Source organism: Nakamurella sp. GG22, from assembly GCF_052976845.2.
The window spans coordinates 1-23,582 of sequence record NZ_JBRIIO020000034.1 but is presented as its reverse complement, the minus strand read 5'-3'; the positions used below and the strand labels follow the sequence as shown (position 1 = coordinate 23,582).

15 protein-coding genes are annotated in these 23,582 nt (G+C 67.3%); 8 read left to right on the top strand and 7 right to left on the bottom strand.

Features of this window, described 5'->3' with window-relative positions:
* Window positions 1-1,008 precede the first annotated feature (1,008 nt).
* From ACVBEQ_RS24220 to ACVBEQ_RS24190, 7 genes are read left to right on the top strand one after another with little or no spacing between them, the layout of a single operon-like run.
* Window positions 1,009-1,413 carry a hypothetical protein gene (locus ACVBEQ_RS24220; protein ID WP_447155963.1) on the top strand — a complete coding sequence of 135 codons (405 nt, stop codon included), beginning with the start codon at window positions 1,009-1,011 and terminating at the stop codon, window positions 1,411-1,413.
* A 40-nt stretch (window positions 1,414-1,453) separates the two neighbouring features.
* Entirely contained in the window at window positions 1,454-2,113 is a 660-nt protein-coding gene (locus tag ACVBEQ_RS24215; RefSeq protein ID WP_447155962.1) for a CIS tube protein, read from the top strand.
* On the top strand, window positions 2,110-3,864 hold the full coding sequence (locus ACVBEQ_RS24210) for a phage baseplate assembly protein V (RefSeq protein ID WP_447155961.1): 1,755 nt from the start codon (window positions 2,110-2,112) through the stop codon (window positions 3,862-3,864). Before ACVBEQ_RS24215 ends, ACVBEQ_RS24210 begins: the two co-directional genes overlap by 4 nt.
* 28 nt (window positions 3,865-3,892) lie before the next feature.
* Window positions 3,893-4,342 carry a GPW/gp25 family protein gene (locus ACVBEQ_RS24205; protein WP_447155960.1) on the top strand — a complete coding sequence of 150 codons (450 nt, stop codon included), beginning with the start codon at window positions 3,893-3,895 and terminating at the stop codon, window positions 4,340-4,342.
* Window positions 4,342-6,303 carry a putative baseplate assembly protein gene (locus ACVBEQ_RS24200; protein WP_447155959.1) on the top strand — a complete coding sequence of 654 codons (1,962 nt, stop codon included), beginning with the start codon at window positions 4,342-4,344 and terminating at the stop codon, window positions 6,301-6,303. The genes ACVBEQ_RS24205 and ACVBEQ_RS24200 overlap by 1 nt, the downstream gene beginning before the upstream one ends.
* On the top strand, window positions 6,300-7,028 hold the full coding sequence (locus ACVBEQ_RS24195; protein ID WP_447155958.1) for a phage tail protein: 729 nt from the start codon (window positions 6,300-6,302) through the stop codon (window positions 7,026-7,028). The genes ACVBEQ_RS24200 and ACVBEQ_RS24195 overlap by 4 nt, the downstream gene beginning before the upstream one ends.
* The gene (locus ACVBEQ_RS24190) at window positions 7,025-7,588 is read left to right on the top strand and encodes a hypothetical protein (protein WP_447155957.1); all 564 of its coding nucleotides are present in this window, start codon (window positions 7,025-7,027) and stop codon (window positions 7,586-7,588) included. The genes ACVBEQ_RS24195 and ACVBEQ_RS24190 overlap by 4 nt, the downstream gene beginning before the upstream one ends.
* Here the strand turns inward: ACVBEQ_RS24190 and ACVBEQ_RS24185 are convergent.
* From ACVBEQ_RS24185 to ACVBEQ_RS24165, 5 genes are all read right to left on the bottom strand, one after another.
* Window positions 7,577-8,902, bottom strand: a complete 1,326-nt coding sequence (locus tag ACVBEQ_RS24185) for an alpha-amylase family glycosyl hydrolase (RefSeq protein WP_447155956.1) — start codon at window positions 8,900-8,902, stop codon at window positions 7,577-7,579. The genes ACVBEQ_RS24190 and ACVBEQ_RS24185 overlap by 12 nt on opposite strands.
* Before the next feature lie 27 nt (window positions 8,903-8,929).
* Complete coding sequence (locus ACVBEQ_RS24180; RefSeq protein ID WP_447155955.1) at window positions 8,930-10,126, bottom strand: ABC transporter ATP-binding protein; 1,197 nt, start codon at window positions 10,124-10,126, stop codon at window positions 8,930-8,932.
* Window positions 10,127-10,154: 28 nt separating this feature from the next.
* Window positions 10,155-11,096 (bottom strand): sugar ABC transporter permease, encoded by a 942-nt coding sequence (locus ACVBEQ_RS24175; RefSeq protein ID WP_447155954.1) that lies wholly within the window; start codon window positions 11,094-11,096, stop codon window positions 10,155-10,157.
* On the bottom strand, window positions 11,096-12,634 hold the full coding sequence (locus ACVBEQ_RS24170; RefSeq protein WP_447155953.1) for an ABC transporter permease subunit: 1,539 nt from the start codon (window positions 12,632-12,634) through the stop codon (window positions 11,096-11,098). The genes ACVBEQ_RS24175 and ACVBEQ_RS24170 overlap by 1 nt, the downstream gene beginning before the upstream one ends.
* Before the next feature lie 186 nt (window positions 12,635-12,820).
* On the bottom strand, window positions 12,821-14,146 hold the full coding sequence (locus ACVBEQ_RS24165; protein WP_447155952.1) for a sugar ABC transporter substrate-binding protein: 1,326 nt from the start codon (window positions 14,144-14,146) through the stop codon (window positions 12,821-12,823).
* A gap of 444 nt (window positions 14,147-14,590) precedes the next feature.
* Here ACVBEQ_RS24165 and ACVBEQ_RS24160 point away from each other — a divergent pair, with 444 nt between their 5' ends.
* On the top strand, window positions 14,591-15,634 hold the full coding sequence (locus ACVBEQ_RS24160) for a LacI family DNA-binding transcriptional regulator (RefSeq protein ID WP_447155951.1): 1,044 nt from the start codon (window positions 14,591-14,593) through the stop codon (window positions 15,632-15,634).
* 16 nt (window positions 15,635-15,650) lie between these two features.
* On the opposite strand, the gene ACVBEQ_RS24155 is transcribed toward ACVBEQ_RS24160, so the two are convergent.
* Window positions 15,651-22,553: a carboxypeptidase regulatory-like domain-containing protein gene (locus ACVBEQ_RS24155; protein WP_447155950.1), complete on the bottom strand. Its 6,903-nt coding sequence runs from the start codon at window positions 22,551-22,553 to the stop codon at window positions 15,651-15,653.
* Window positions 22,550-23,582: carboxypeptidase-like regulatory domain-containing protein (locus ACVBEQ_RS24150; protein ID WP_447155949.1), on the bottom strand; the 1,033-nt coding region annotated here is incomplete at its 5' end. The genes ACVBEQ_RS24155 and ACVBEQ_RS24150, both read right to left, overlap by 4 nt.

Below are 23,582 nucleotides of genomic sequence, written 5' to 3'. Positions count from 1 at the left end.
TCGCTCCAATTGTCCGGAGCTGCCGGCTCGGCGACGATCGTGACACCGGCGAGCGCTCGCAACAACGAAATCGTCTCCGGCGCAACAGTTCGCAGAACACCGGCCGCACTGGTCCGACAGCGATATCCGCTCCGGCCCAGCGCGTCGACCACCCGCAGGCCCACGGCGCTGAGGTCGGTCGCCGCGGGTGCGTCGTCGGACTATTCACTGCCGACCAGCGGCATGTCCAACGGTCATGCGGTTCGGCGGGGCGGTCCGTTGCCGATCCGCCGGAGTCCGCATGCCGCGCTGCCGGCGGCCGTCCGCGACCAGCTCGCAGGGACGGCCCCCGGCGGTCGCGGCGCCGTAGGGGCCCGCGGTCTCGCTGTCGCGACCGGCGCGTGGTCACCGGGAGCCCGTGTCGATCCGTCTTCAACGGGAGGGGTGCCGGCCACCCCCGGTGCAACGGGGGGGAACACGCTCAGCGGCATCACAAGTGACGCAACACGTGGTCATCAACCACGTCGCGCAGTTGCCGCTTGGAACCCACGCCTCAGGCGAAGCCACGGCAACATCCATCAGCCGACGGGCAGGGCGTCGTCACCGTCAGAACCTGATCACAGCAACGCATCAGCACCTGCGGAAGCTCGGCGGACGTCCGCACTCCATCTGCGGCAGGTGATCGCCCCGGCCACACGCTTCACGCCGGCGACCGCCACGCTGATCCACCGGTCCCCCGCGGCACCGCCGGCCGGTACCCCGCGCGGCCTCACCGGTCCGCCGGTTCCCGGCGCCGCGGGCCACCGCCCGCACGGCCCCGGTGCCCGCTCGGGCGCGCCAACGGACAACGGGTGCGCTTCTGGCACGTCGTTCCGGGGCGCCCTGCGGGGGACGCTCACCCCCGCCGGACTGGCAGCACTCAGCGCCCCGACGACGGGTACCTCCCACGCTTCCCGCACCATCGCCGGATCGGGGAATGCGGGAATGCAGCCAGGCGGCGCGAGGTCCGACGCGACGATCCGTCGTGCCATGGACGTGCCGTCCGTCTCGTCCCTGTTCGAACAAACGCGAGGGTGGTTCAGCGGCGCGCAGGATGACGGCGCTCACGACGACGACCCCGACAACGGCCCGCGGAACGCCGCTTCCGTCGGCGCACCGAACGACCCGGGGGTCGATGCGCAGCAGGACCCCGGATCGCAGATCCAGCCGCACATGGCCGACCTGACCGAGCGGCAGCGCTCACTGAGCAGGCTGTTGAGATCGAGGAGTCCGATGACGGAGATCAATGACTGCACTTCCCCGACCCCGATCTCGGAGGCGCTGAGCCCTCGGGAATGGGATCAGTTGGTCGATCTCGTGGTCGAGCGCATCGAGGACAAGGTGCGCGACGAGCTGGCCCGTCGCGGCCGCCGATTCTCACCGGGGGTCTTCTGATCATGCCGAGAAAACCGCGCGAGCAGATACTGGAGTCCTCATGGCGTTGACCGAAAAGGCGTTCCTGGAGATAGAGGGCAGCACCAGCACGATCCCCTGCATGTTCAACCCCGCGGAACTGGCGGTCAGCAGGACCAATTCCTGGGCCGGCAATCCCATTGCCGGAAAGGGCGTTCCGCAGATCAAGTATCTCGGCGCCGCGTCCGGCGCGATGGCCCTCCACCTGACCTTCGACACCACCGATTCGGGCGAGGCAGTCACCCGGCACACCGGGAAGGTCCTCACGTTGATGGACGTCGACCAATCCCTTCCGGGCACCGATCCGCAGACGAACAATGCACGGCCGCCGTATGTGATCTTCCATTGGGGAAACCTGCATTCCTTCAAGGCAGTGGTCAGCAAACTCGATCTGCGGTTCACCTACTTCTCGTCGACCGGGGTGCCGCTGCGGGCCCAGGTCGATCTCCTGTTGACGCAGTTCTCCGAGTCCGCAGCCTTCGGGCCACAGAACCCGACTTCCGGTACGCCGGACCCGCACCGGGTGCACCGCGTCCAGCCCGGCGAGACGCTGGACCGTATCTCCGCCAAGTACTACGGCGATTCCACCCGGTGGAGAACCATCGCCCAGCTGAACGGCATCGTCGATCCGCTGGCGCTGCGGACCGGTTCTCTCCTGTCGATTCCCCGGTCGACCACATGAGCACGCCGCTAGGGACGATCGCCCCCGTCATCAAGGTGTCCGGCCGGCCGCTCTCCGAACTGGCGCTGATGCAGCTCGACGATCTGCGGATCTCCCGGGTGCTGAGGTTGCCCGCCCGCGCGGCATTGCGGTTCTCCGACATCGGTTATGCCATCGCTGCGGGCCAGATCTTCGAGATCGGTACCCAGGTGGAGATCAGCGCACCCGACGGCACCGCGATCTTCGTCGGCGAGGTCACGGGTGCAGAGATGACCCTTGATCACGGGCAGCCGGAATTCACCGTCGTGGCCGACGATTCGGCGTACAAGCTCACGCTCGGCACCAAGGTCCGGACCTTCACCAAGGTCAGCTTCGCCGAGGTGATCGGGCAGATCGCCGGTGAGCACGGGCTGCAGAACAATGTCACCGGGTTGAGCTCCCCGCGCCAGGACTACCTGCTGCAGGCGGACAGCGATTTCGGTTTCCTCAGCGAGATCGCGGACCGTTCGGGCTGTGACTGGTGGATCGACGGGAAGACCCTCGTCTTCCAGCCCTTCGGCCAGGCCCCATCGGGGGTCACCCTCAAGGCCGAGCAGGACCTCGACTCCTTCTCGGTGCAGGCCAGTGCGCTGCATCCCGGGACCGCGACCATCAAGGGATGGTGGCCGAAGACGAAACAGTCGGTCAGCGCGGACGGGGCGAAATCGCGGAACGGTGCGAACGCCCATCTCGTCGAGCCGTTTCTCACGGCGGCAAACCTGCAGAGCGCCAGCCGGACGATCAGTACCGCGGACATGCCGGGCGACCAGGAGGAGGCCAACACACTCGCCGACCGGTTGATGGAACGGTGGACCGCCGGCGCCGTCACCGCGAAGGGGTCGTGCCTGGCCAACGCCGCCATCGCCCCGGGCGGATCGGTGACCATCGAGGGCGCCGGACCCGCGTCCGGGACTTACCAAGTCAGCGAAGTGGAGCACAGCTACAGCAGTCATGGCTTCCGTACCCGTTTCACCGCCGGCGACCGCCGGCCATCGGGACTGGTCGACCTGCTGTCCGGCAGCCAGTCGTCGAGCTTCCGGAGGGACGGCCTGGTGGTCGGGATCGTCACCACTGTCGGCAATTCGCAGGGCTCGGCGGGTGATATCAAGGTGAAGTACAGCTCTCTCGGCGGCGATGTGGAGAGCAACTGGGCCCGGGTCGTCACGCTCGGCGCGGGGGCCAAGCGCGGTCTCACCTTCCTGCCGGAGGTCAACGACGAGGTGATCGTCGGCTTCGAAGGTGGCGACGCGCGGCGGCCGGTCATCCTCGGCGGTGTGTACAACGGCAAGGACGTTCCGGTCGAGTTCGGAGTGCAGAACGGGAACGTCTCGAAGCGCCGGATCACCTCTCGGCTCGGTCACTTCGTCGAACTGGCCGACGGAACCGACCCGGCCAATCAGCACATCCAGCTGAACCTGGCGGGTGGGAAGCACCAGGTGCGATTGGGCAAGGATCAACTGGACGCGCTGGTTCCGGCGGGCACACCCATCACGGTGAAGTCCGGGGACGCGTCGATCGAGATCGGCCGGGACGGCTCGATCACGATGTCCGGGCAGAAGATCACCCTCAAATCGAAGACCGACGTCGAGATCACCGGGCTGAACATCACCGCAAAGGCAAGCGTGAAGGCCGCCATCTCGGGAACGATGACGGAGATGAAAGCCAGTGCCACCGGCGAGATCTCGGCCGGCGGTCCGATGACCATCAAGGGCGCCATCGTGGCGGTCAACTGATGGCGCGCCAACTGATGGCGGTGAAGTGATGTCCGAGATCGCAGCCGCCGGTGCCGGTGCGCAGGAGCCCGCGCACGTCAGCGCGTCGTTCGTCGGCCGTGGATTCTTCTGGCCGATGCAGGTGGACCATACCGGCGCCATCCGGATGACCGACGGTGCGGCCGACATCGACGCCGCGATGAGGGTCATCCTGTCCACCGCACCCGGCGAGCGCGTCATGCGGGCCCAATTCGGTTGCCGCATCTGGGATCTGCTGTTCGAGCCGATCACCGCCAACGTCCTGGGGCTGATGGCGCAGGCGGTGCGTGACGCCCTGGCCCAATGGGAGCCCAGGGTGGAGGTCGAACGGGTCGACCCGGTCGCCGACCCGCGGGACCAGGCCCTGGTGACAATCACCGTCGAGTACCGGGTGAAGGCCACGAACGACCGGCGCAACCTGGTCTTCCCGTTCTACGTGATCCCGCACGAGGAGTCCTGATGGCGCTGCCCGCACCGAATCTCGACGACCGGAACTTCCAGGACATCGTCGACGAAGCCAAACGGCTGATCCCGAGGTACACCAAGGAATGGACGAACCACAACCTGTCCGACCCCGGCGTCGCGCTGATCGAGCTCTTCGCCTGGATGAGCGAGATGGTGCTGTTCCGGGTGAACCAGGTGCCAGACAGGTTGTTCGTGCATTTCCTGAACCTGGTGGGAATCGAACCGTTCCCGCCCTCCGTGGCCCGCGCCGACGTCACGTTCTGGCTGTCCGCGGCACAGGACTTCACCGTCACCGTGCCCGACGGGATGCAGGTGACCACCGGACGCGACGTCGCCGGCGAGCGGCCGATCGTGTTCACCACGGTGGGCGCCCTGGACATCAGACCACCGGATCTGGTCGCCGCGTTGAGCACCGACGCCAAGTCCGAACGGCTCACCGACGTGATGGACGACCTGCGCTACGAGGGCTCGTCGGTGACCTGTTTCAGCACCGTCGACGGCAGCGGCAATCTCGTCCCCGGGGATGCGCTGCTGCTGGGATTCGGCCGATCGTTGGCCGGTGTCGCGCTGCGGCTGTCGGTGTCTGCTGTCGCCCAGGGCATCGGGGTGGATCCGCTGCGCCCGCCGCTGGCCTGGGAGGTGTGGAACGGCGAGGCGTGGATCGCCGCCGACGTGTTCTCCGACAGCACGGGCGGTCTCAACCGGTCCGGCGAGATCGTGCTGATGGTGCCGAGCGAGCATGAGCTGCTCACCCTCGGAACCGTCGGTGCGTATTGGGTCAGGGTGAGGCTGACCAGGACGCGGCCCGGGCAGCCGGCCTACCAGGTCTCGCCCACCATCGACGATCTCAAGGTGGCGACCATCGGTGCCACGATCCGTGCGGAACATGCCTCCGGCTCACCGGCGGAAGTGCTGGGACGATCCGACGGCAGCCCGGCCCAGGCGTTCCGGGTGACTTTCCCCCCGGTACTGCCGCGGCGGCACGGCGAGACGGTGCGGGTCACCGACGCCGCCGGATCGGTGGAATGGACGGAGGTGGAGAACTTCTCGAGATCGGGACCGACCGACAACCACTTCGTCTGGGAATCCGCGACCGGCGAGGTCAGGTTCGGGCCACACATCCGCTACCCCGACGGATCGGCGCGGCAGCACGGCCGGATCCCCCGTGACGGGTCGGAGATCGCCGTCACCGGATACCGCTACGGCGGCGGGGCGGGCGGCAACGTCGGTGCGCGGACGCTCACCGCCCTGCGCAGTTCAGTTCCGTACATCTCCGGCTGCGTCAACCTACGCGCGGCGACCGGCGGTGTCGACGCGGAAACCGTTGCGGAGGCGAAGGTGCGCGGACCGCTGACCCTGCGTACCGGTCAGAGGGCTGTCACGGCAGGTGATTTCGAGCGGCTCACGCTCGAGTCGTCCATCGAGGTGGCCCGGGCCCGCTGCCTGCCGTCGGCGACCGGCCGCAGCCCCGTGCGGTTGCTGGTGGTTCCCGCGGTGCGCACCGATCCCCGCACCCACCAGCTCGACGACTTCGCACTGGCCCCGCCACTGATGCGGCGGATCACCGAGCATCTCGACGCCCACCGCATCGTCGGCACCGCGGTCGAGGTGGGAACGCCGTACTACCAGGGTGTCTCGGTTGCGGCGCTGGTTCATGCGCCGGCCGGGCGGCCGGTGGCGCTGGTCCGGCAGCGGGCGATCGACGAGCTGACCAGGTACATCCACCCGCTCAACGGCGGTGCCGACGGCGCCGGCTGGCTCTTCGACGCCGACCTGAACGCCGCGTCGATCGCACAATTGCTGGAGACCGTCGAAGGAGTCAGCCGGGTCGACGAGGTGCAGCTGTTCGAGTACGACCTGCGTACCGGGCAACGGCTCGGGACGGGCCGCGACGTGATCCGGTTGGACCGGCACTCGCTGTTCCTGTCCGGCGCCCACCGGGTGGTGGTTCGATGACCGACGCCCCCTCCCCCGAGGAACCGCCCTCCGCAGAGCCGCCGCCGACAGCGGTGATCCCCGGTTCGGCCCTCGCCGTCAGCGTCGACGCGCTCGTCCGCACAGAGCCCACGCTCACCGTCGGCCCGATGGTCGGCGTGCCGGCGGCCGGGGTGGGGGTGCCGGTCCGGCGCGGCATGCGGGTGAGCCGGCCGGCCCGTTCCGAACGCTGGCTCGTCGACCAACTGCCGGTCGGGATGACGGAAAGCGACTTCTTCGTTCGCTTCGTCGGGCTGTTCCAGGAGGTCGCGGCGACCCTGCTGGACGACGCAGACCTGGTGGAGCACATCCCCGACGTCTCGGTCACGCCGGTGCCAATGCTGCAATACCTGGCCGGCTGGATCGGCGTCGACTCCATCGACCACTCACTGCCGGAGGATCTGCAACGGCTGATCGTGCGGTCTTCAGCACGGTCCCTCGCCCACCGCGGAACCCTCCGCGGACTCAGGGATTTCGTCGAGATGCTCTCGGGTTCGCCGGCCACTGTCCGGGACGGGGGCGGCATCTGGCCGGAGGGCGACGCACCGGACGACGTCGCCTGGGTCAGCATCGAGGTGCAGAGCACCGGCCACCTGTCCGAGGGCGAGTTCATCGCGCTCGTCCGGGACGAGGTGCCGGCGCACGTGCGGATGGAACTGTGGGTCGGCACACGCCGGGTGCTCTCGACGATGGAGGACGACCGATGACGGGCGACACCAGTACGGGTGGACTCTTCTTCACCAAGGACGCAGCCGGTCCGGATGACGCGGCGGCCGGGTCCCCGGCGCACGCCCCGATCCCGGCCCTCGCCCTCACCGCCGGGACCGCTCCTGCCGGGGAGCTCGTCACCTGCCCGGAGTGCGGTCAGGTCGCGACGGTGGACATGGCCAGACGGCAGGCCGACGACTTCTGCAGCAGCTGCGACTTCCCGCTGTTCTGGGCGCGCGGCCAGGTGATCCCGGCGGGTGGGGAGGACTCGGGCGCGTCGCTGCGCCGGCTGCCGGGCACTGTCGGGCGCGCGGCAACGGCGGCGCTGATCTGCCCGCACTGCGCCGAGCCGAACCCACCTGCGGGTGAGATCTGCATCCGGTGCTCGCTGAGCCTGCATCCGGTGGAGATCCCCGAACCGGAACCGGTGATCTTCGTCCCGCTGCCACCGCCGCCGGCACCGAGGCCGGAGCGGACGTTCGACTGGTGGTGGGTGGTGGCGCTGGTGACGGTGCTGATCGCGATAGCCGCTGTGGTCACGCTGATCTCACTGCAGTGACAAACGACTGTCCAGCAGCACCTGATAACCCCACGGCGGCAGGGTCACCTTCGTGGCCCCGTCGATGTTCACCTGTAGGCCGTCGCGGAAGTCGGAATAGGTTCCCTGACAGATGGGATCGGCGAAGGCCGTGGTCTGCTCCTGCGACGAGAAGTTGAAGACCGCGAACACCTTGTTGTCGGCGTCCCGGCGAACGAAGCTGAAGACGCTGTTCGGGTTGTCGTTCGAGATGTTGATCATTCGGGCTCCCCACGCCGCATTCCAGAGCGCCGAGTTGGTCCGTTTCAGGCTGAACAGCTTTCTGTAGAGCTCCCCGAGCGGGTGTTCCCGCCAGCTGATGGGGTCGCGTTCAAAGAACTCGAGGCGCTTGTCGTTACCGGCTTCCTGGCCGTTGTAGATCAAGGGGGTGCCTTCGCCGACGACGGACAGCACGATCGCCGCCTCCAGCGCATCGCCGAATTGTTCGAATTCCGTGCCCTCCCAGGCGTTCTTGTCGTGGTTGCTGACGAAGGTCATCCGCATGATGTCCGGAGGGTAGAACCTCTCGTTCCATGCGTAGTACACCCTCAACTGCTCCAGCTGCGCGGTGCCTGTTGCGATCCGGTGCAGTGTCTCGTTCCAGGTCCACGCATACGTCATGTCGAACGCGGCGGCGTGCAGGTCGCGTGATTCCCATTCAGCCAGCATGAACACCGGTTTGATGGCGTCCAACTCCGCTCGGACGTTCTCCCAGAAATCGATGGGCACGAAGCCGGCGACGTCGCACCGGTATCCGTCGATTCCTGTTTCCACGACCCAATAGATCATCGCCTCGGTCATGTACCGCCGAAGAGCGGGATTGTCGTAATCGAGGTCGATGATGTCGACCCAGTCCCACCAGGGGGTGGGCCTGGGGTTCCCCTGCCAGTCCCTGGCGTACCAGTCGGGGTGCTCTTCGAGAAGGTTCGAGTCCCAGGCGGTGTGGTTGGCCACCCAGTCCAGGATCACGTACATCCCCAAGTCATGCGCAGCGCGAACGAAATGCCTGAAGTCGTCGAGGGTGCCCAGTTCTGGTGCGACCGAGTAGTAGTCGCGGATCGCGTAGGGGCTTCCAAGCGATCCTTTGCGATTCTTCTCGCCGATCGCCTGCACGGGCATCAGCCACAGGATGGCCACACCGAGATCCTTGAGCCGCGGCAGGTGCTCCTCGGCCGCGCGAAGGGTGCCCGCCTCGGTGAATTGACGCGTGTTGATCTGATAGATGGTCGCGTTCTTGGTCCATTCCGGGTGCCGGATCCGCACATAGGGGGTGGGTTGATACGGGTTCTGCTTCATGCCTGCCCTTCTTGCTGCTCGGCCGGTTCAGTTCCGCACTGCCAGCCCGCTCGTGGGATCGAAGAAGTGCAGGCGTTCGGTGTCGACCGCCACTCGGATCTTCTCGCCGAACTTGACCCGGGACCGCGGCGCGAAGGAGGCCACGAAACGTGTTCCATGAGTGGCCAGGCCGACGTCATCCGCGCCCGAGTCCTTTTCCAGCAGTTGGGTGTCTTCGGTGACGACCTTGGGTACGTCGAGGTCGAAGTGCACCATGATCTCGGAGCCGAGTGCTTCGGTCAGCCCCACGGTGGCATCGAGAGTGGAGTCCTCCGGAGCACCACCCCTGACGAGATTGGCGTCGTCCATGTCCTCGCTGCGGATGCCGACCGCGATGTCCCGGCCAACCCAGTTGACGAGGGCCGGGTGCTCGGCGACGACACCGGGGTGAAGTGCCAGCGTCGATACACCGAACGTGAGTCCCAGCCCCTCGCCGAGTTCGATCACCGTTCCCATGCCGAGGTTCATCGGCGGCGAGCCGATGAAGCCGGCCACGAAGATGTTGGCCGGATTGTCGTAGAGGAACTGCGGTGGTCCGACCTGCTGGAGGAGACCGTTCTTCAGGACCGCGACCCGGTCACCCATGGTCATGGCTTCGATCTGGTCGTGCGTGACGTACAGCGTCGTCACATTGAGGTCGTGTTGAACCTGGGCGATCTCGGCCCGCATCTGGACCCGCAGCTTGGCGTCCAGGTTGGACAGCGGCTCGTCCATCAGGAAGACCTGCGGCTCACGGACGATGGCCCGGCCCATGGCCACCCGCTGACGCTGCCCGCCGGAGAGCTGTTTGGGTTTGCGGTCGAGCATGGGGCCCAGTTCCAGCATGTCGGCTGCCTTGCGGACCCTGCGCTGGATCTCGGCCTTGTCCGTCTTACGGATCTTCAGCCCGTACGCGATGTTGTCCCCCACGGTCATGTGCGGATACAGGGCGTAGGACTGGAAGACCATGGCGATGTCCCGTTCGCGCGGAGACAGTGTGTTGACGACACGATCTCCGATCTTCATCACACCGGTGGAGATGTCCTCGAGTCCTGCCACCATCCGCAGCGCGGTCGACTTCCCGCAGCCGGACGGACCGACAAGGACCAGGAACTCGCCGTCCGCAACCTCAAGGTCCAGATCTTGCACTGCGTGAAACCCGTTGTCGTAGAGTTTGTTCACCTTGTCCAGCGTCACCGATGCCATCGGGCGGAACCTTTCTTGTTGGTGGGATTCAGCCCTTCACGGCGCCGGCGGTGATGCCGCCGACGATGTAGCGCTGGAGGAACTGGAACAGTGCAACGGTGGGAATGGCCACGATCAGCGCGCCGGCGGCAAAGATGCCGAAGTTGTTGTTGCGTTGCTGACCGTCCGCGATCAGTCCGTACAACCCCACTGCTGCGGTCTTCGCCTCATCCTGGGTCAGGAACACACTCGAGATGATGAACTCGCTGATCGTCGCGATGAACGAGAGCAGGCCGGTGATGGCCAGGATCGGCGTGACAAGCGGCAGGATGATGCCGAAGTAGATCTGTGCATGGGTCGCGCCGTCGACCTTAGCCGATTCGTCGAGATCCTTCGGGATCGTGTCGAAGAAGCCCTTCATCAGCCAGGTGTTGACACCCAGTGCGCCGCCGAGGAACAGCAGGATCAGCGCCGCGGAAGTGTTGAACCCGATCAACGGGTAGAGCTCGGACACCTCGACGAAGATGAGGTAGATCGCGACGATGGCCAGGGTCTGCGGGAACATCTGCACCAGGAGAATGAACAGCATCCCGGCCCGCCGGCCCTTGAACCGGTATCTCGAGAACGCGAAGGCCGCACACGCGGAAATGAACATCGAGAGCCCCGCCGACAACAGCGAGATCACCATGGAGTTGTAGAACCAGGTCCAGAAGCTTGTCGTCTCGAACAGCTTGGTGAAATTGGCGAGACTGAACGCCTTGGGAATCAACGACGAGGAGCTCAGGGTGCCCAGCGGGTTGAACGCAGCGGACACCACGAACAGCACCGGGAAGAGTGCGAACGCCAGGGCGACGACACCCACCAGGTGTCGCCAGCCGGTGCGCCGGAACCAGTTGCCTCTCGCGCTGCCGAGCTTGACCACATGAGGCGGAGCGCTGGAGCCGTGCGGGGTGTACTCCAGCTCGGTCGCGGTGACAGATGCCTCGCTCATCAGTTGATCTCCTCCAGGACCTTGGTCCGCTTGAATCCGATGATCGAGATGACCGCAACGATCAGGAAGATGAGGATCGACACCGCTGCAGCGAACCCGTAATTGGCCCCGGCACCGCCGAAGGCGAGCCGATAGGTGTAGCTGATGAGCAGGTCCGTGGCGCCGGCCGACGGGTTGTCCACCGGGAACGGGCCGCCTCCGCTGGTCAGGTAGATGGCGTTGAAGTTGTTGAAGTTGAAGGCGAAAGTGGTGATCAACAGCGGCCCGGTGGCAACCAACAGCAACGGGAAGGTGATCGTGCGGAAGGCCTTACCAGGTTTCGCGCCGTCGACTCCTGCGGCTTCTACCAGATCCGAGGGTATGGACTGGAGGGCACCGGTACAGACCAGGAACATGTAGGGGAATCCCATCCACAATTGGATGATGAGCACCGCGGCCCGTGCCGACCAGGGCTGGCCGAACCAGTCGACGTCCAGCCCGAGGGCATTGTTGATCAAACCGAAGTCGCGGTTGAACATGTCGCGCCACACCAGCAGCATGGCGAACGCGGGCATCGCGTACGGCAGGATCATCAGGGATCGGTAGAACCGTTGCCCCTTGAGCGAGTCGCTGTTGAAGACCAACGCCAGCAGAAGGCCCATGGCGAAGGTGATGGCCGGCACCAGCAGAGCGAAAGCGAAATTCCAGGCCAGGATCTTGAAGAACGACCCGGTGATCACCGGATTGGTGAAGATGTCGACGAAGTTCTTGAAGCCGACGCCGACCTTCCAGCCCTGCGCCAGGCGATTGCCATCAGGGTCGACAAACTCGCCCGTGTCGTTGTTCGCGGTGTAGACCACACCGGTCGCGGTGTCGGTGACACAGTCGCAGGCTTCCTGGTAGTTCTGGCCGGCGATTCCCTCGAAAGCCGTTGACAGCCCCTGGCTTCGGATGGCGCCGTCGGGTGTCGGGACCGTGAAGGTGGTGATCTCTGCGCTCCGGTTGGCGGCCGCACCGACGTTCAGCACGGAGTAGCCGTCGGCGGCGGTGATCTTCCCGGTGCCGCCGACCGTGAAGGTGCCCGGTTCCAGCGGTGTCAGACCTTCCTGGGTTCCGACGTAGGCCGCCCCAGAGGCGTCGGTGAGCAGGAAGACCAGTGCACCGCCCGAGTCCGTGGCGATGGCAAGTTGGTAGACCTCGGAGCCGGGCGCCTGGGTGACCGATGCTGACTCGATGGCGACGATCGCGTCCTCTTTCGTCCCGCGATGACCGTCGCCGAAGTTGGTGAACGCCGTGCTGATGGTGTAGATGACGGGCGTCACCTGCAGCGCCAGCAGGAAGATAGTGCCGAAGAAAAGGTACTTTGCCGGGATCAGCTTCGGCGTGAGGTAGATGTACAGCATCGCCAGCGTCGCCGCGACCAAAATGGCCAGGGCAATCCAGTTCTCGGCGTTGATGAGCGGTATGGCGCCCCAGATCGCGATCGCGACCGCCAATCCCAACATGATCAGTTTGACGATGAGGCCGAGGGTCGAGCCGCTGCGCGGGGCCAGGCGCATGAGTCCACCGGGAGATTCCGATGCTGGTGATTGATCCGTTGCTCGAGCGTTCTGAGTCTGTTGCGCCACGGCGGTCTCCTTGCCACGCTCTGATTGCCAGGACGATGGAATGTGAGGCCACGACGGGGGCCACACATGGGTCGGGAGGCCCCCGGAGCGACCACCGTCGCTTCGGGGGCTCCTGCATCAACTGGTGCTCAGAATTCCGCTGATCGTGGTGGCCAGTTGCTCAGTGGTCGTGGTCGGGTTCGCGCCGCCGATGATGCTGACGAGTGCCTTGCCCCAAGGGTCGAAGATGGCCGCCATCTGGGGGATCGATGGCAGGGGCTGTCCGTCCGCGCCCGCCTCGCCGAAGGCCTTGATGTCCTTGTTCTCGGCGGCGACCTCGTCATAGGTGGATTGCAGTGCCGGCGGACGTGGCTGCACGTCGTACAGCGCCTTCGCCACCTGCGGCTGGATGAAGAAGTTCGTCGCGAACTCCTGCGCCAGTGCCTTGTTCTTGCCCTTGGCCGCGACGTACAGCGTCTGCGCCCCGATGAACGGCTGAGCGGTGGTTCCATCCGCGAACTTCGGGAGGTCGGAGATCTCATACTTCACGCCGGACTTCAGGACGGCAGGAAGGTTCCACGGGCCCGAAACCATGAAAGCGGCCTTCTGATCGGTGAACAGGGTCGCCACGTTGTCGGCACCGATGGACGTCTTGAGCAGACCGGCTGCGCCCATTTCGCCGACCTTGGTCATCGCGTCGATACTGCCCTGACTACCCATCTCCATCTGCTTGGTGTCATAACTTCCGTCCGGATTCTGCACGAACAGCACACCACCGCCGGACGTGAAGATCGGCTGCACGTGGTAGGGCGCCGGCCCTCCGTCGGTGCCGATCGGCAGCGTCAGGAGTTCGCTGACTTTCCCTGCCTTCTGCAGCTGGGTTGCCGTGTCCTGCAACTCCTCCCAGGTCGCCGGTGCGGTCGGCGCAAGGTCTGTGTTGCGGTACAGCGCGATGTTCTCAAGAGCGTACGGAACGCCGTAGATCTGGCTGTTGAACGTGACCGCCTGAATGGCGGGCTTCTGGAACAGCGCCTTGGTGGCATCGGTCATCGGAATGGGGTCGATTGCGCCGTTCTGGACGAGGTTGCCGATCCAGTCGTGCGCACCCATCACCAGGTCGGGCCCGGTGCCTGCCTGCGAGGCGGTGACGAACTGCGCCTGAAGGTCTTTGGAGACGGTCTCGACGTTGACGGTGACGCCGTTGTCGGACGCGAATGCGGCGCTGGCCGTCTTGATCGCCGGTCCGTACAGATCATCAGCCCAGATGGTCAAGGTTCCTTCGGTGGCTCCGCCGGCCGCGGCGGTCTCGCCGGCGGATGTCGCCGCCGCGCTCGCGCTCCCGGAAGAGCCGTCGGCCGCGGCGTTGGTGGAACCGGTGGTGGTGCTCGATCCACCGCCGCAGGCGGCGACGGCGAGCGCGACAACTCCGGCCATCGCCGCGAGTCGGGTTTTTCTCAGCTGCATGGTGCTGACTCCTCAACGCTGTCATAGGGATGGGCGTCCTGGCCCGCACAGCAACCACACCGACCGCCGGGTGGGGATCGAGGGATCTGCTAAAACGAGTTAGCCAGAGGATTCCTTGCAGCGATCCTTGTGTCAAGACCGAGTTCCAACTGCGATCGCTCCGCGCTGTTCGTCGCGCAGGACCCGAACCATGCTGCAGCACTGGAGGATTCGTCCACGTTCGACCGGCCGGTCCGGTCCGGATCTCCCCGTCGAACAGGCCGGGCCGGCCCGACCTGCTAAACCGATACCCCTTGTCTGCTGGACAACGTTCTCACCAGACGTCGACGGGCGTGTTCATCGAATTGTGACCTCGTGCCACCGGTGGGACCATGGCGTCGGGCCAGGCAGCATCATCGACGGGTCCCACCAGGGGCCGGAGGACACGATGACGGGGCTTGCAGGTTGACCACCGCCCGGGTCACGTTGACGGACGTCGCGCAGCGTGCCGGCGTGTCCCGCACGACGGCGTCATTCGTGATGACCGGACGACGGGACATGCGCATCTCCAGCGAGGCCGAGCAGCGGGTGCTGCGGGCGGCTCGAGAGCTGAACTACCGGCCCAGCCTCCTGGCACGCAGTCTGCGCTCGAACCTCTCCCAGACCATCGGCCTGTTGTCCGACATGATCGCTTCGGAGGTCTTCGCCGGCGAGGTGGTCCGCGGCGCCATGACCACGGCGTTGCTGCACGACCACCTGATGTTCATCGGGGAGACCGAGGGCGACACCGGTGTCGAGAAGCGCCTTGTCCAGAGCATGCTCGACCGTGGCGTCGGTGGATTCGTCTACGCCTCGATGTACACCCGGAATGTGCGGGTATCGAAAACACTGCGGGAACATCCATTGGTCCTGCTGAATTCGGTGGCCCGGGGAAGGATGTTGCCGTCGGTCATTCCCGATGATCTCGGGGCAGGCAGGGCCGCGGCGCGGGAATTGCTGAGGCACGGTCACCGCGACCAGATCGTGGTCGTCGGCGAGAGGACGCAGAATGTCCTGGCCGCTGCTGAACGGCTGGCCGGGGTGGAGGGTGTCCTGCGCGAGCAGGGCACGGAACTGATGGATTCCATTGACGTGCTGTGGTGGCCTGAATACGCCTATACGGCGGTCAGCGAATTCCTCGCCGCGGGCAGCAGACCCACCGCCTTCATCTGTCTCAACGACCGGGTTGCCATGGGGACCTACCAGGCCATTCAGCATTTCGGAATGACCGTGCCGCTGGATGTCTCGGTGATCTCGTTCGACGATTCCGATTTGGCTCATTGGCTCCGGCCGCAGCTGACCAGCATCGCCATACCGCATTTCGAAATGGGGCGTCGAGCCGTGGAAACCCTTCTCAGCCTTGATCGTGCACCCGGCGTCCAGCGCATCCCCATGCCGCTGCGCGAGCGTGAGTCGGTCGGGCCACCGCCGGCCCGACGCCGCCGACGTACGCCGTCGAAGCCTCGCTGAGACTTGTTGGTCGGGCCTACGGCACGGCGGCCAACGGGACGGTCAGTTGCGGTGATGACCCGGCGGCCAGCACCTTTCCGGTGAGCTGGCCCCGGAAGGTCTCGGTGCCACCGGCGGAGACCGTCGCGGTCACCGTGTAGGTGGCGGCTGGGATGTCGCGGAAAGTGGCTGTGCCGTCGGGATCATCGGTCGTCACCGGTGACCCGGTCCCGTTCGCCGGAACGAGGGTGACGACCGCTCCCGGCGTCGGCGTGCCACCCGTACTCGCCAGCACGGTCAGCAGCACCCGGAGGTACGGCATGGTGATGGTCGGTATCGGCGTCGTGGCCGGGTTCACGCCGGTCGAGGTGCCGGGCCCGAACACGGTTCCGGCCGGGGTCGCCGTCACCGTGTAACTGCCGGGGCCGATGACGACAGCCGTGCCCTGCACGGACGTACCCAGGGCCGGGATGGTGACCGACTCGGAGAACACGGTCGTCCCGCCCAGCGAGGTCGCGAGAGTGACGGCCCTGCCGGTGGTGTCGGGATCGCGGCGCGGGACTGCCTGCAGCGTCGCCGTCGGCCGGAAGGTGAAGCCGGCGAACGCCACCGCATTCGGTCCCGCTCTGGTGATGGTCACGCCGGTCCTGTCCGGCACCAGAATCTGCGGGGTACTGCCGGTGTCCCGAACCCGGAACGTCCAGCCGTTGCCCGGCGGCAGGCAGAACGGTGCCACCCCGGTGGTGGGGTCGGTCTGCGCGGTCACCGTCGTTCCGCCACCGGATGGGATCGCGGCGATTTCTCGGGAACCTGCCGCAGCGCCGTCGATGGTGAACGACGCGGTCGCCGGGACGACCGGCGAGACCAGCGTGCGGGAATCGTTGACGGCGATTCCATCCCCGGTACCGGGAATCGTGAAGCCGCCGCTGCCGCCGGTCCAGCCCCCCGAAAGGGTCGCCGCCCAGGTGTACGCACCCGGCGGCAGCACCACCGATACGACGGCGGATCCGGACCCGTCGGGCTGCGACGACACCGGGGCGTTCAGGTCCACCGTCGCGCCGCCCGCGGTGCGGGTGAGCACGATCGGCAGGGTGCCGGCGGCCGGCGGAGTCGACGTCGGTGAGCACAGAGCGCCCCAGCTGACGGTGATCGTGGCCCTGCCCTGCTGCAGGTTGGCCGCAGCCGAAACCGGCGGGAAGGCAGGCGGTGTCAGCGACGGTACCTCCGGCCAATCGGGGTCTGGCACGGTGAAAGCGGTACTCACGAACGGGCCGAACTCGGATCCACCGGTACTCACCGAGGCGGTCCAGTCCCCGCTCGGCACCTGGCCGGCGTTGACGATGTACGGCGGCGTCGACGACAGCGAGAAGCCGGTGAGAGCGGTGTTCTCCGGCGCCCCCGAGGGTTGGCTGCCGGGGACCGGGAGGAACGTGACGGGCGCGTTGGCCAGGAATGACTGATCCGTCGCCGGCGCCAGCGGCGCCGCCGATGAGGTCACCGTCAGGGCGACCTGGCGCAGCGCCCGGGTCAGCCGGATCGTGACCGCGGGCGCTGTTGTGGTCAGTGCAGAATTGAGGGTGATGGTGCCGGAGAAGGCGCGGTTCCAGCCGGGCGCGTCCACCATCACCCGGTACAGGCCGTCCGGGACCTTGTTGAAGGAAAACTCACCTTTGTCGTTGGTGACGCCCGTCAATGCCCCCCCGTCGACGTCGGGGGCCACCGTTTCCAGATTGGCGTCGAAGCGCACCGAGACCGCGGCTCCTTCCAGAACCTGGCCGGCTGCGTCTCGTACGACCACCGTCTGCAGGCTGGCCCGGAGGTCGAGCACCAGCACCACCGGGGGCGGCGGCGTGCCCGGAAACAACTGCACCTGCTGGCTCACAGAGCGGTAACGGTTGTCAGTGGAAGTGAAGCTCACGGTGTAGACGGCCGGCACCAATTCGGCAAAGGACACCTGCGGCGGCGCTTCCCCCACCGTGGTGTCATCAGGCACCGGGACCTCACAGACCGTCTTCTCAGCGGTGGTGACCAGCTTGCAGGTGCGATCGACGTTGTCGCCGCGCACCGTCACCGAACCCGCGGGAAGAATTTTTTCAATGCCGTAGATGAGTTGCACGGGCAGAACGACCTTGGTCAACTCGAGTGAGATTGTCAGCGGGACAACGGCGGGTCCAGCGATCACCACCGTGTTCTTGATCGTAACGAAACCCAGCTTGCTGGCCAAGATCTCGTATTCCCCGTCGATCAGTCCTTGCTGTGAGTTCGAGCCGGTGATGAGACCCTTCCCATCAGGGCCGGTAGTCGCGGTGAATGACGGGCCGCTTGCTACACCCTCGTCATTCTTCCTGCGGGCCGTGACCGTCACCGAGGAAAGAGCAACAGCACCGGTTGCCATGGTCGTTTGCACGGAAATTCGCCCCAGCTGTTTGAGCGGCAGTGAACACACATTCTCCCCGGGCTGCACGACCGCGGTGGGGACAGGTTTCGCACCGCCCGGACTGGTGCAGTTCGCGTCGCGCAGCGACACCGGTCCCTTACTCTCGAAACCTGCGGCGGTGAGCTCGATCTGGTAGCTGGTATCGAATGTGGACAGCGTAGGCAGGACGATCACGTTGGAGTTGGCGGGTGCCGTCAACGTCTGCTCGCCGACCGTGTCACCGGTCAACCGCACCGTCGCGCCGAGCGGCTGCACGGCGCTGTCGTCTGCCACGTTGGTGCGCAGGGTCAGCGTCGCCTGCGCCAACCGGCGCAGCGTCAGCTGCAGGTCACAGGCGCCTGGCGGCGGGCCGCAGATGAAGGTCACCGGCTGGCTCTCGAAGCCGGTCAGGGTGGCCCCGATTCGGTATGTGCCCGGCCGTACCAGGTTGACCGGTGCGCCGGCCTCCTGCCAGGTCAGCTTTCCGTCGGCATCTGACGTCAGGTCGATCACCGGCAGCGGCGTCGGGCCGGACAGCACCGAGTAGACGGCATCCGCCGGGTCGGTCGGGTCAGTGGACGGCAGCAGCGTCACGTCGCCGGTGAAGGTCGGATTGCGGACCAGGGTGAAACCGCCGTCACCGAATACACAGTCTTCACCGAGCGCGCAGACCACCGTCCCCGTCACGGTTTTCCAGCCCGGCAGGCTCGCCTGAATCGTGTACAGGCCGGGCGCAGCAAGGTTGCTGTCGCCGACGGTCGGATCCGTCCAGGTCAGCGTGCTGACCCCCTCGGGGGTGATCGCCTCGGTGATGCCCACCTGTCCAGACCCCGGCGGTTTCGTCAGCACGGTGATCGTCGCCGGGAGCCGCAGTGGGCTGGGCGGCCCGGTCGGCGGGTTCGAAGCGAGCGTGAGACCTGTTGTGGGAGAGGGCTTCGGCAGCACGGTGATCACCGGCAGGGTCTTGACGTCGGTGCTGCCCTCGATGACGACCGTCGCCGTCAGCGGTGCCTGGGTCTTGTCGGTCTCGGGCACGAACACGGACACCGGGCGGGCGATCAGGGCGCCGTTGTTGATGGTGCCACTGGACCCGTCGCGCTGGGGGAACGTGCACCCGTTCACCGTGCCCACCGGCAGCGGCGTGTCGGCCGTCGGCAGGATGACGAAGCAACCGTCCCTGTTCGTCACCAGGTCCGCGAAGCCGGAGATCGGCGATGCCCCGGAATAGCCGATCAGGCCCGTGACCCGCACCGTGACGCCGACGACGGCGACCGGTTCCGGGCCGCCGTCGGTGGTGACGATCCGTCCGACGACACTGCCGATGGGCCTTGTCAGCACCATCGTCAGGTTCACCGTCTGATTCAGCTGCACCGCGACCGCGGTCACCTCCGCCGAACCCGGCGTCCCCGACGCCTTCACCGCGTAGCTGCCGATCAGCCCGGTCAGCAGCGCTTGACCGTCCTTGTCGCTGGTTGCGGCCGGCGGTGGGCCGTCACCGCCGGCCGCGGTCACCTCTGCACCGGCGGCGGCAGCGAGTTCCGCGGTCACCTCGTCGGGCGCCAGCACCGACACGGCGATCCGCCCGAGCCGATCCAGGATCGGGTCGTAGGACGCGTCCGTGCCCAGTTCGAGTTGGATGTCGAACGGTGCCGGCGGGATGTATTCGGTGTCGCTCGGGAGTACCACCACGGTGTAGCCACCGGCCGACAGGCCGCGGATCTCGTAGGTGCCGTCGTCCTGCACCACAGCGCATCTCGGCGCTGGATCGGTTCCTACCGTGCACGTTGCACCCTCGCCGGTCACGGTGCACTTTGCGCTGACGTCGGGTGCGGTGCCGCCCGAGGAGGTGGCGGCCACACACGTCGTACCGGCGGGGGTGCCGACCCTGGTGGTGATCCGGCCGGTGATCCGGCCGAGCGGGGCCAGGCTCACCGGCGCGGCCGAGACGACCTGGCCCTGCGCGACCTGCACCGATGTCGTGCCCGGCTCGTACCCGGGCGCGGACAGCGTGACGGTGTAGAGCCCGGGGACCAGTCCTGGATGCTTCTCGTCGTCCGGCGCCGGGAGCACGTAGTCCTCGGCCGGACTGGTCACCGCCGTCACCGTCTGGGTCGGTGCGCCGGGAATGATCCGGCCGGTGGCGGGGTCGATGGCCGGGACCTGCACTGACGACGTCACCAGGCATTCGGCGCCCGGAACCTCCGCCCGGTCGCAGGTCAGCGTGCCGCCGGTACGCGAGTCCACCACCCGGCCCTTGATCCGCGCTGTCGGCGGAAGCTGGGTGTCCGCCGAACTGATCAGCGTCAGATCGGCAGCGGCATCGCCCGCGGCCGTCACCTCCACGGTGACAGATGACGGGAAGCGCCCGAACATCTCGCCCGCCAGCACGTACACACCGGGGGGCACACCGGTGAACCTGAACGCTCCCGGCGGATCGGACGTGGTCATCGTCTTGAGGTCACCATCGGGGCCGGTGAGCGTCAGGCCCGCGCCGACCAGCCCGCCCTCGGCGGGTTTTTCGGCGGCAGCAGGATCACCGGAGACCGTGCCGGCCACGACGCCGTCTGCCCTGGTCAACGACACGTCGACGTCGACGGACCCGCCGCCGGTCACGATGCTCACCTGGCGGACCTCATCCTGATACCCGGAGCCGGAGACCGTCAGCGTGTACTCGCCGGGGGCCGGCAGATCGGGCAGGGTGAACCGCCCGACCGGCCCGGATGTCACGGTGGTGGCGGTGCGGGTGGTGACCACGTCCCCGGAGCGCCCGGTGACAGACACCCCGATACCGCCGATCCCGCCGACCCGGCCCAGCTGGTCGCGGCCCGAGACCTGACCGGTCACCGAGGCCACCCCGGCGACCATGGACAGGTCGACCATCTGGGTGCCTCCGGCCTCCAGTGTCACCAGGGAGGACGCCGTTCCGAGGCCAGGACTGGCCACCGACACCAGATACGTCCCCGGCGTCGACAGACCACTGACGTTCCACGACCCGGGCGTTCCCTCGCCGCCCTCGGACACACTCGAGGTCTGCAGGGAGACCGTCCCGTCCGTGATGGTCACCATCGCCGCACCCACGGCGCCGCTCGGACCGGTGAGCTGCCCGGACAGTTCCCCCTCCCCCGCGACGAGGGCCACCTCTAGCGGATCGGCGTCGGCCAGCGTTTCGGCATTCACCACGAACCGCTGCGTCTGGTAACCGGCCCTGGCGAAGGTCAGCAGGTAGAAGCCGGGCGACCGGATCCCGGCCACCGAGAAGGTCCCGTCCGTCGCCGTGTCGGTGGTGACCGTCGGCGGGTCCTCTGCGCGGACCAGCCGGACAGCGCTCGACGGGATCTTGCCGATCGCACCGGACGACGCCCGCAGGCCGGAAGCGGTGACCTCGTCGGTGACGCCGGCCGCCGGTTGGGCACCCGCGGCCGCCGCCTCGGCCATGCTGGTCGGGGCGAGGATCACGGTCACGCCGCCGGGATCGGAGCCGGTCACGATGCCGCGCAACCGTTCTCCCGACGCCGCACCGGCCGCCCCGCCTGCGGCGTCGCCAGTTCCGCCACCGCCAGTTCCGCCACCGTCAGCGCCGCCCCCGGCAGCACCGCCGTCAGCACCGCCGCCATCAGCACCACCCCCATCAGCACCACCCCCGGCGCCGCTGCCCGGCTCGGCACTTCCCGACGGAGCCGCGGAACCGGAGGTCGGTGCCCCGGAAGCACTCTCGCGGGCGGACTGCTCGGCGTCGGAGGTCAGATACGAGGTGATCCGCGGGATCGCCACCACGGCCAGCCCGGTCCACACTGCGACGACGAGCACCATCACGATCGCCCGCATGAACGCGCCGCGGAACACCGGCCGCGCGCGCATCCCGGCCTCGACGACGGTCGTCGCGCCGCGCCCCCGCACCGCGATGGCGTACGTGTGCACCTCGCTCGCACCGAACACCCGGGCGGAGCGAACCCGCACCCTGCCCGGCACCGTCACCGTCCGGCCGGCCGGAACACCGACCACCGTGCGGTCAAGGCGCACCGAGAGTGCCTGCGGGACAGCGGGCGTCAGTTCGAGTTCGCGGTCCTCCGGAGACGGGTTGGTGATTCGCACGGTGATCTTCTTGCCGAACACGGCCGTCGCCTGCGCCGGTTCGACCGTGACGACGGCGCGCTCGCGGATCCCGACGGCGAGCGTGCTCCCCGCGGTCGTGATCGCCGAACCTCTGGCGCTCGCGGCCATGGTGGGGAGGGCATCCCACGACTCCACGGCGACCACGAACGGGTAGCGCGCGCCGAGCGCACCCGGCTCCGGCCGGATCGGCAGTTGCACCACCGCGCTCTCGCCGGGCTGCAACGACAGGACGACCGGAGCGGGCAGCCATCCGGAATCCAGGCCCTGCACCGTCACCGTCAGCTGCGCCGGGCGCGGTCCGGGATGGCGGACCCGAACGTCGACGATCACCCCGACGCCCGCACTGCAGGACAGCATCGGCGGGACGAGCACCTCTGGTGCTGCCGGATTCACGCCGGGCGTCGGGCTCATGGCGTCATCCCCAGGACCTGCGCTGCGGTCATCGCGGGCGTCGTGAGGGCGGCGGTCGGGGTCGTCGTGGCGGACGTGGGCGCGGCGGTCCGGGAGGGGGCCGCCTGTGCCGTCGGGCCGGCCTGGGTGGTCGGGGTCGAGCCGACCGCGGGCGTGGGCGCAGCCGGCCGGGGTGGCGCGGGGGCGGACTGGGTCACCGTCGTGGTCGGGCCAGGAACGGGTTGCCTGACCGGCACGGGGCTGCTGCTGGCCGCCGGCGCGCCGACCGAGATGTTCAGCACCGCAGCCTGACTCGCGTTGAGCACCAGCGTCGCCGAGCCGAGTGCGCCCTGGGTGCGGCTCCTGACCTCCACGACGTACGCCTGGGGTGCATCGACATCGGCGAAGGAATAGCCGCCGACCGCGTCGGTGGTGGTCTGCTGGGCGGGCTGCGCCGGATACTCCGACGCCTTGAACAGCACCACCTCCAGTCCGGCCACCTCTCTGCCCAGCTGGTCGGTGACCTTGCCGGTGATCGACGCAGGCGGGATCAGCACCGGATTGAACTGGCGTGACTCCCCCGCGGCGACGGTCACGATGACACTTGTCGGCGACGTCCCACGACGGCTGGCGGACAGGGTGTAGGTGCCGGGAGCCACACCACCGACCTGGAAGGCACCGACCTGGGATGCCGGTTCCGACGCGCTGATCACCGAGTACTCGTCGGTTCCGGAGCTCAGCGTGATGACCGCTTCTCCCACCGGCTGTGTCCGGCCGTCCGGGCTCCGCTGGCTCACCACACCGGATACCTCGGCGAACGCCGACGTCATCGCGACGGTGATTCCGTCCGGCCCGACGCCCGACCCGCTGCTGAGCTGTCCGGCGGCGTCGAGGGTCACCGCGACGGTCTGCGACTCCAGGTCCGCGCGGCTGAACGTCACCGTGTACCGGCTCGGAATGGCAAGGCCCGCAACGGTCCAGCGACCGACGTCGCCGGTGGATCGATTCGTGCTTGTCCGTGGTACTCGGCAACCGTGGGCTGAGTCGGAG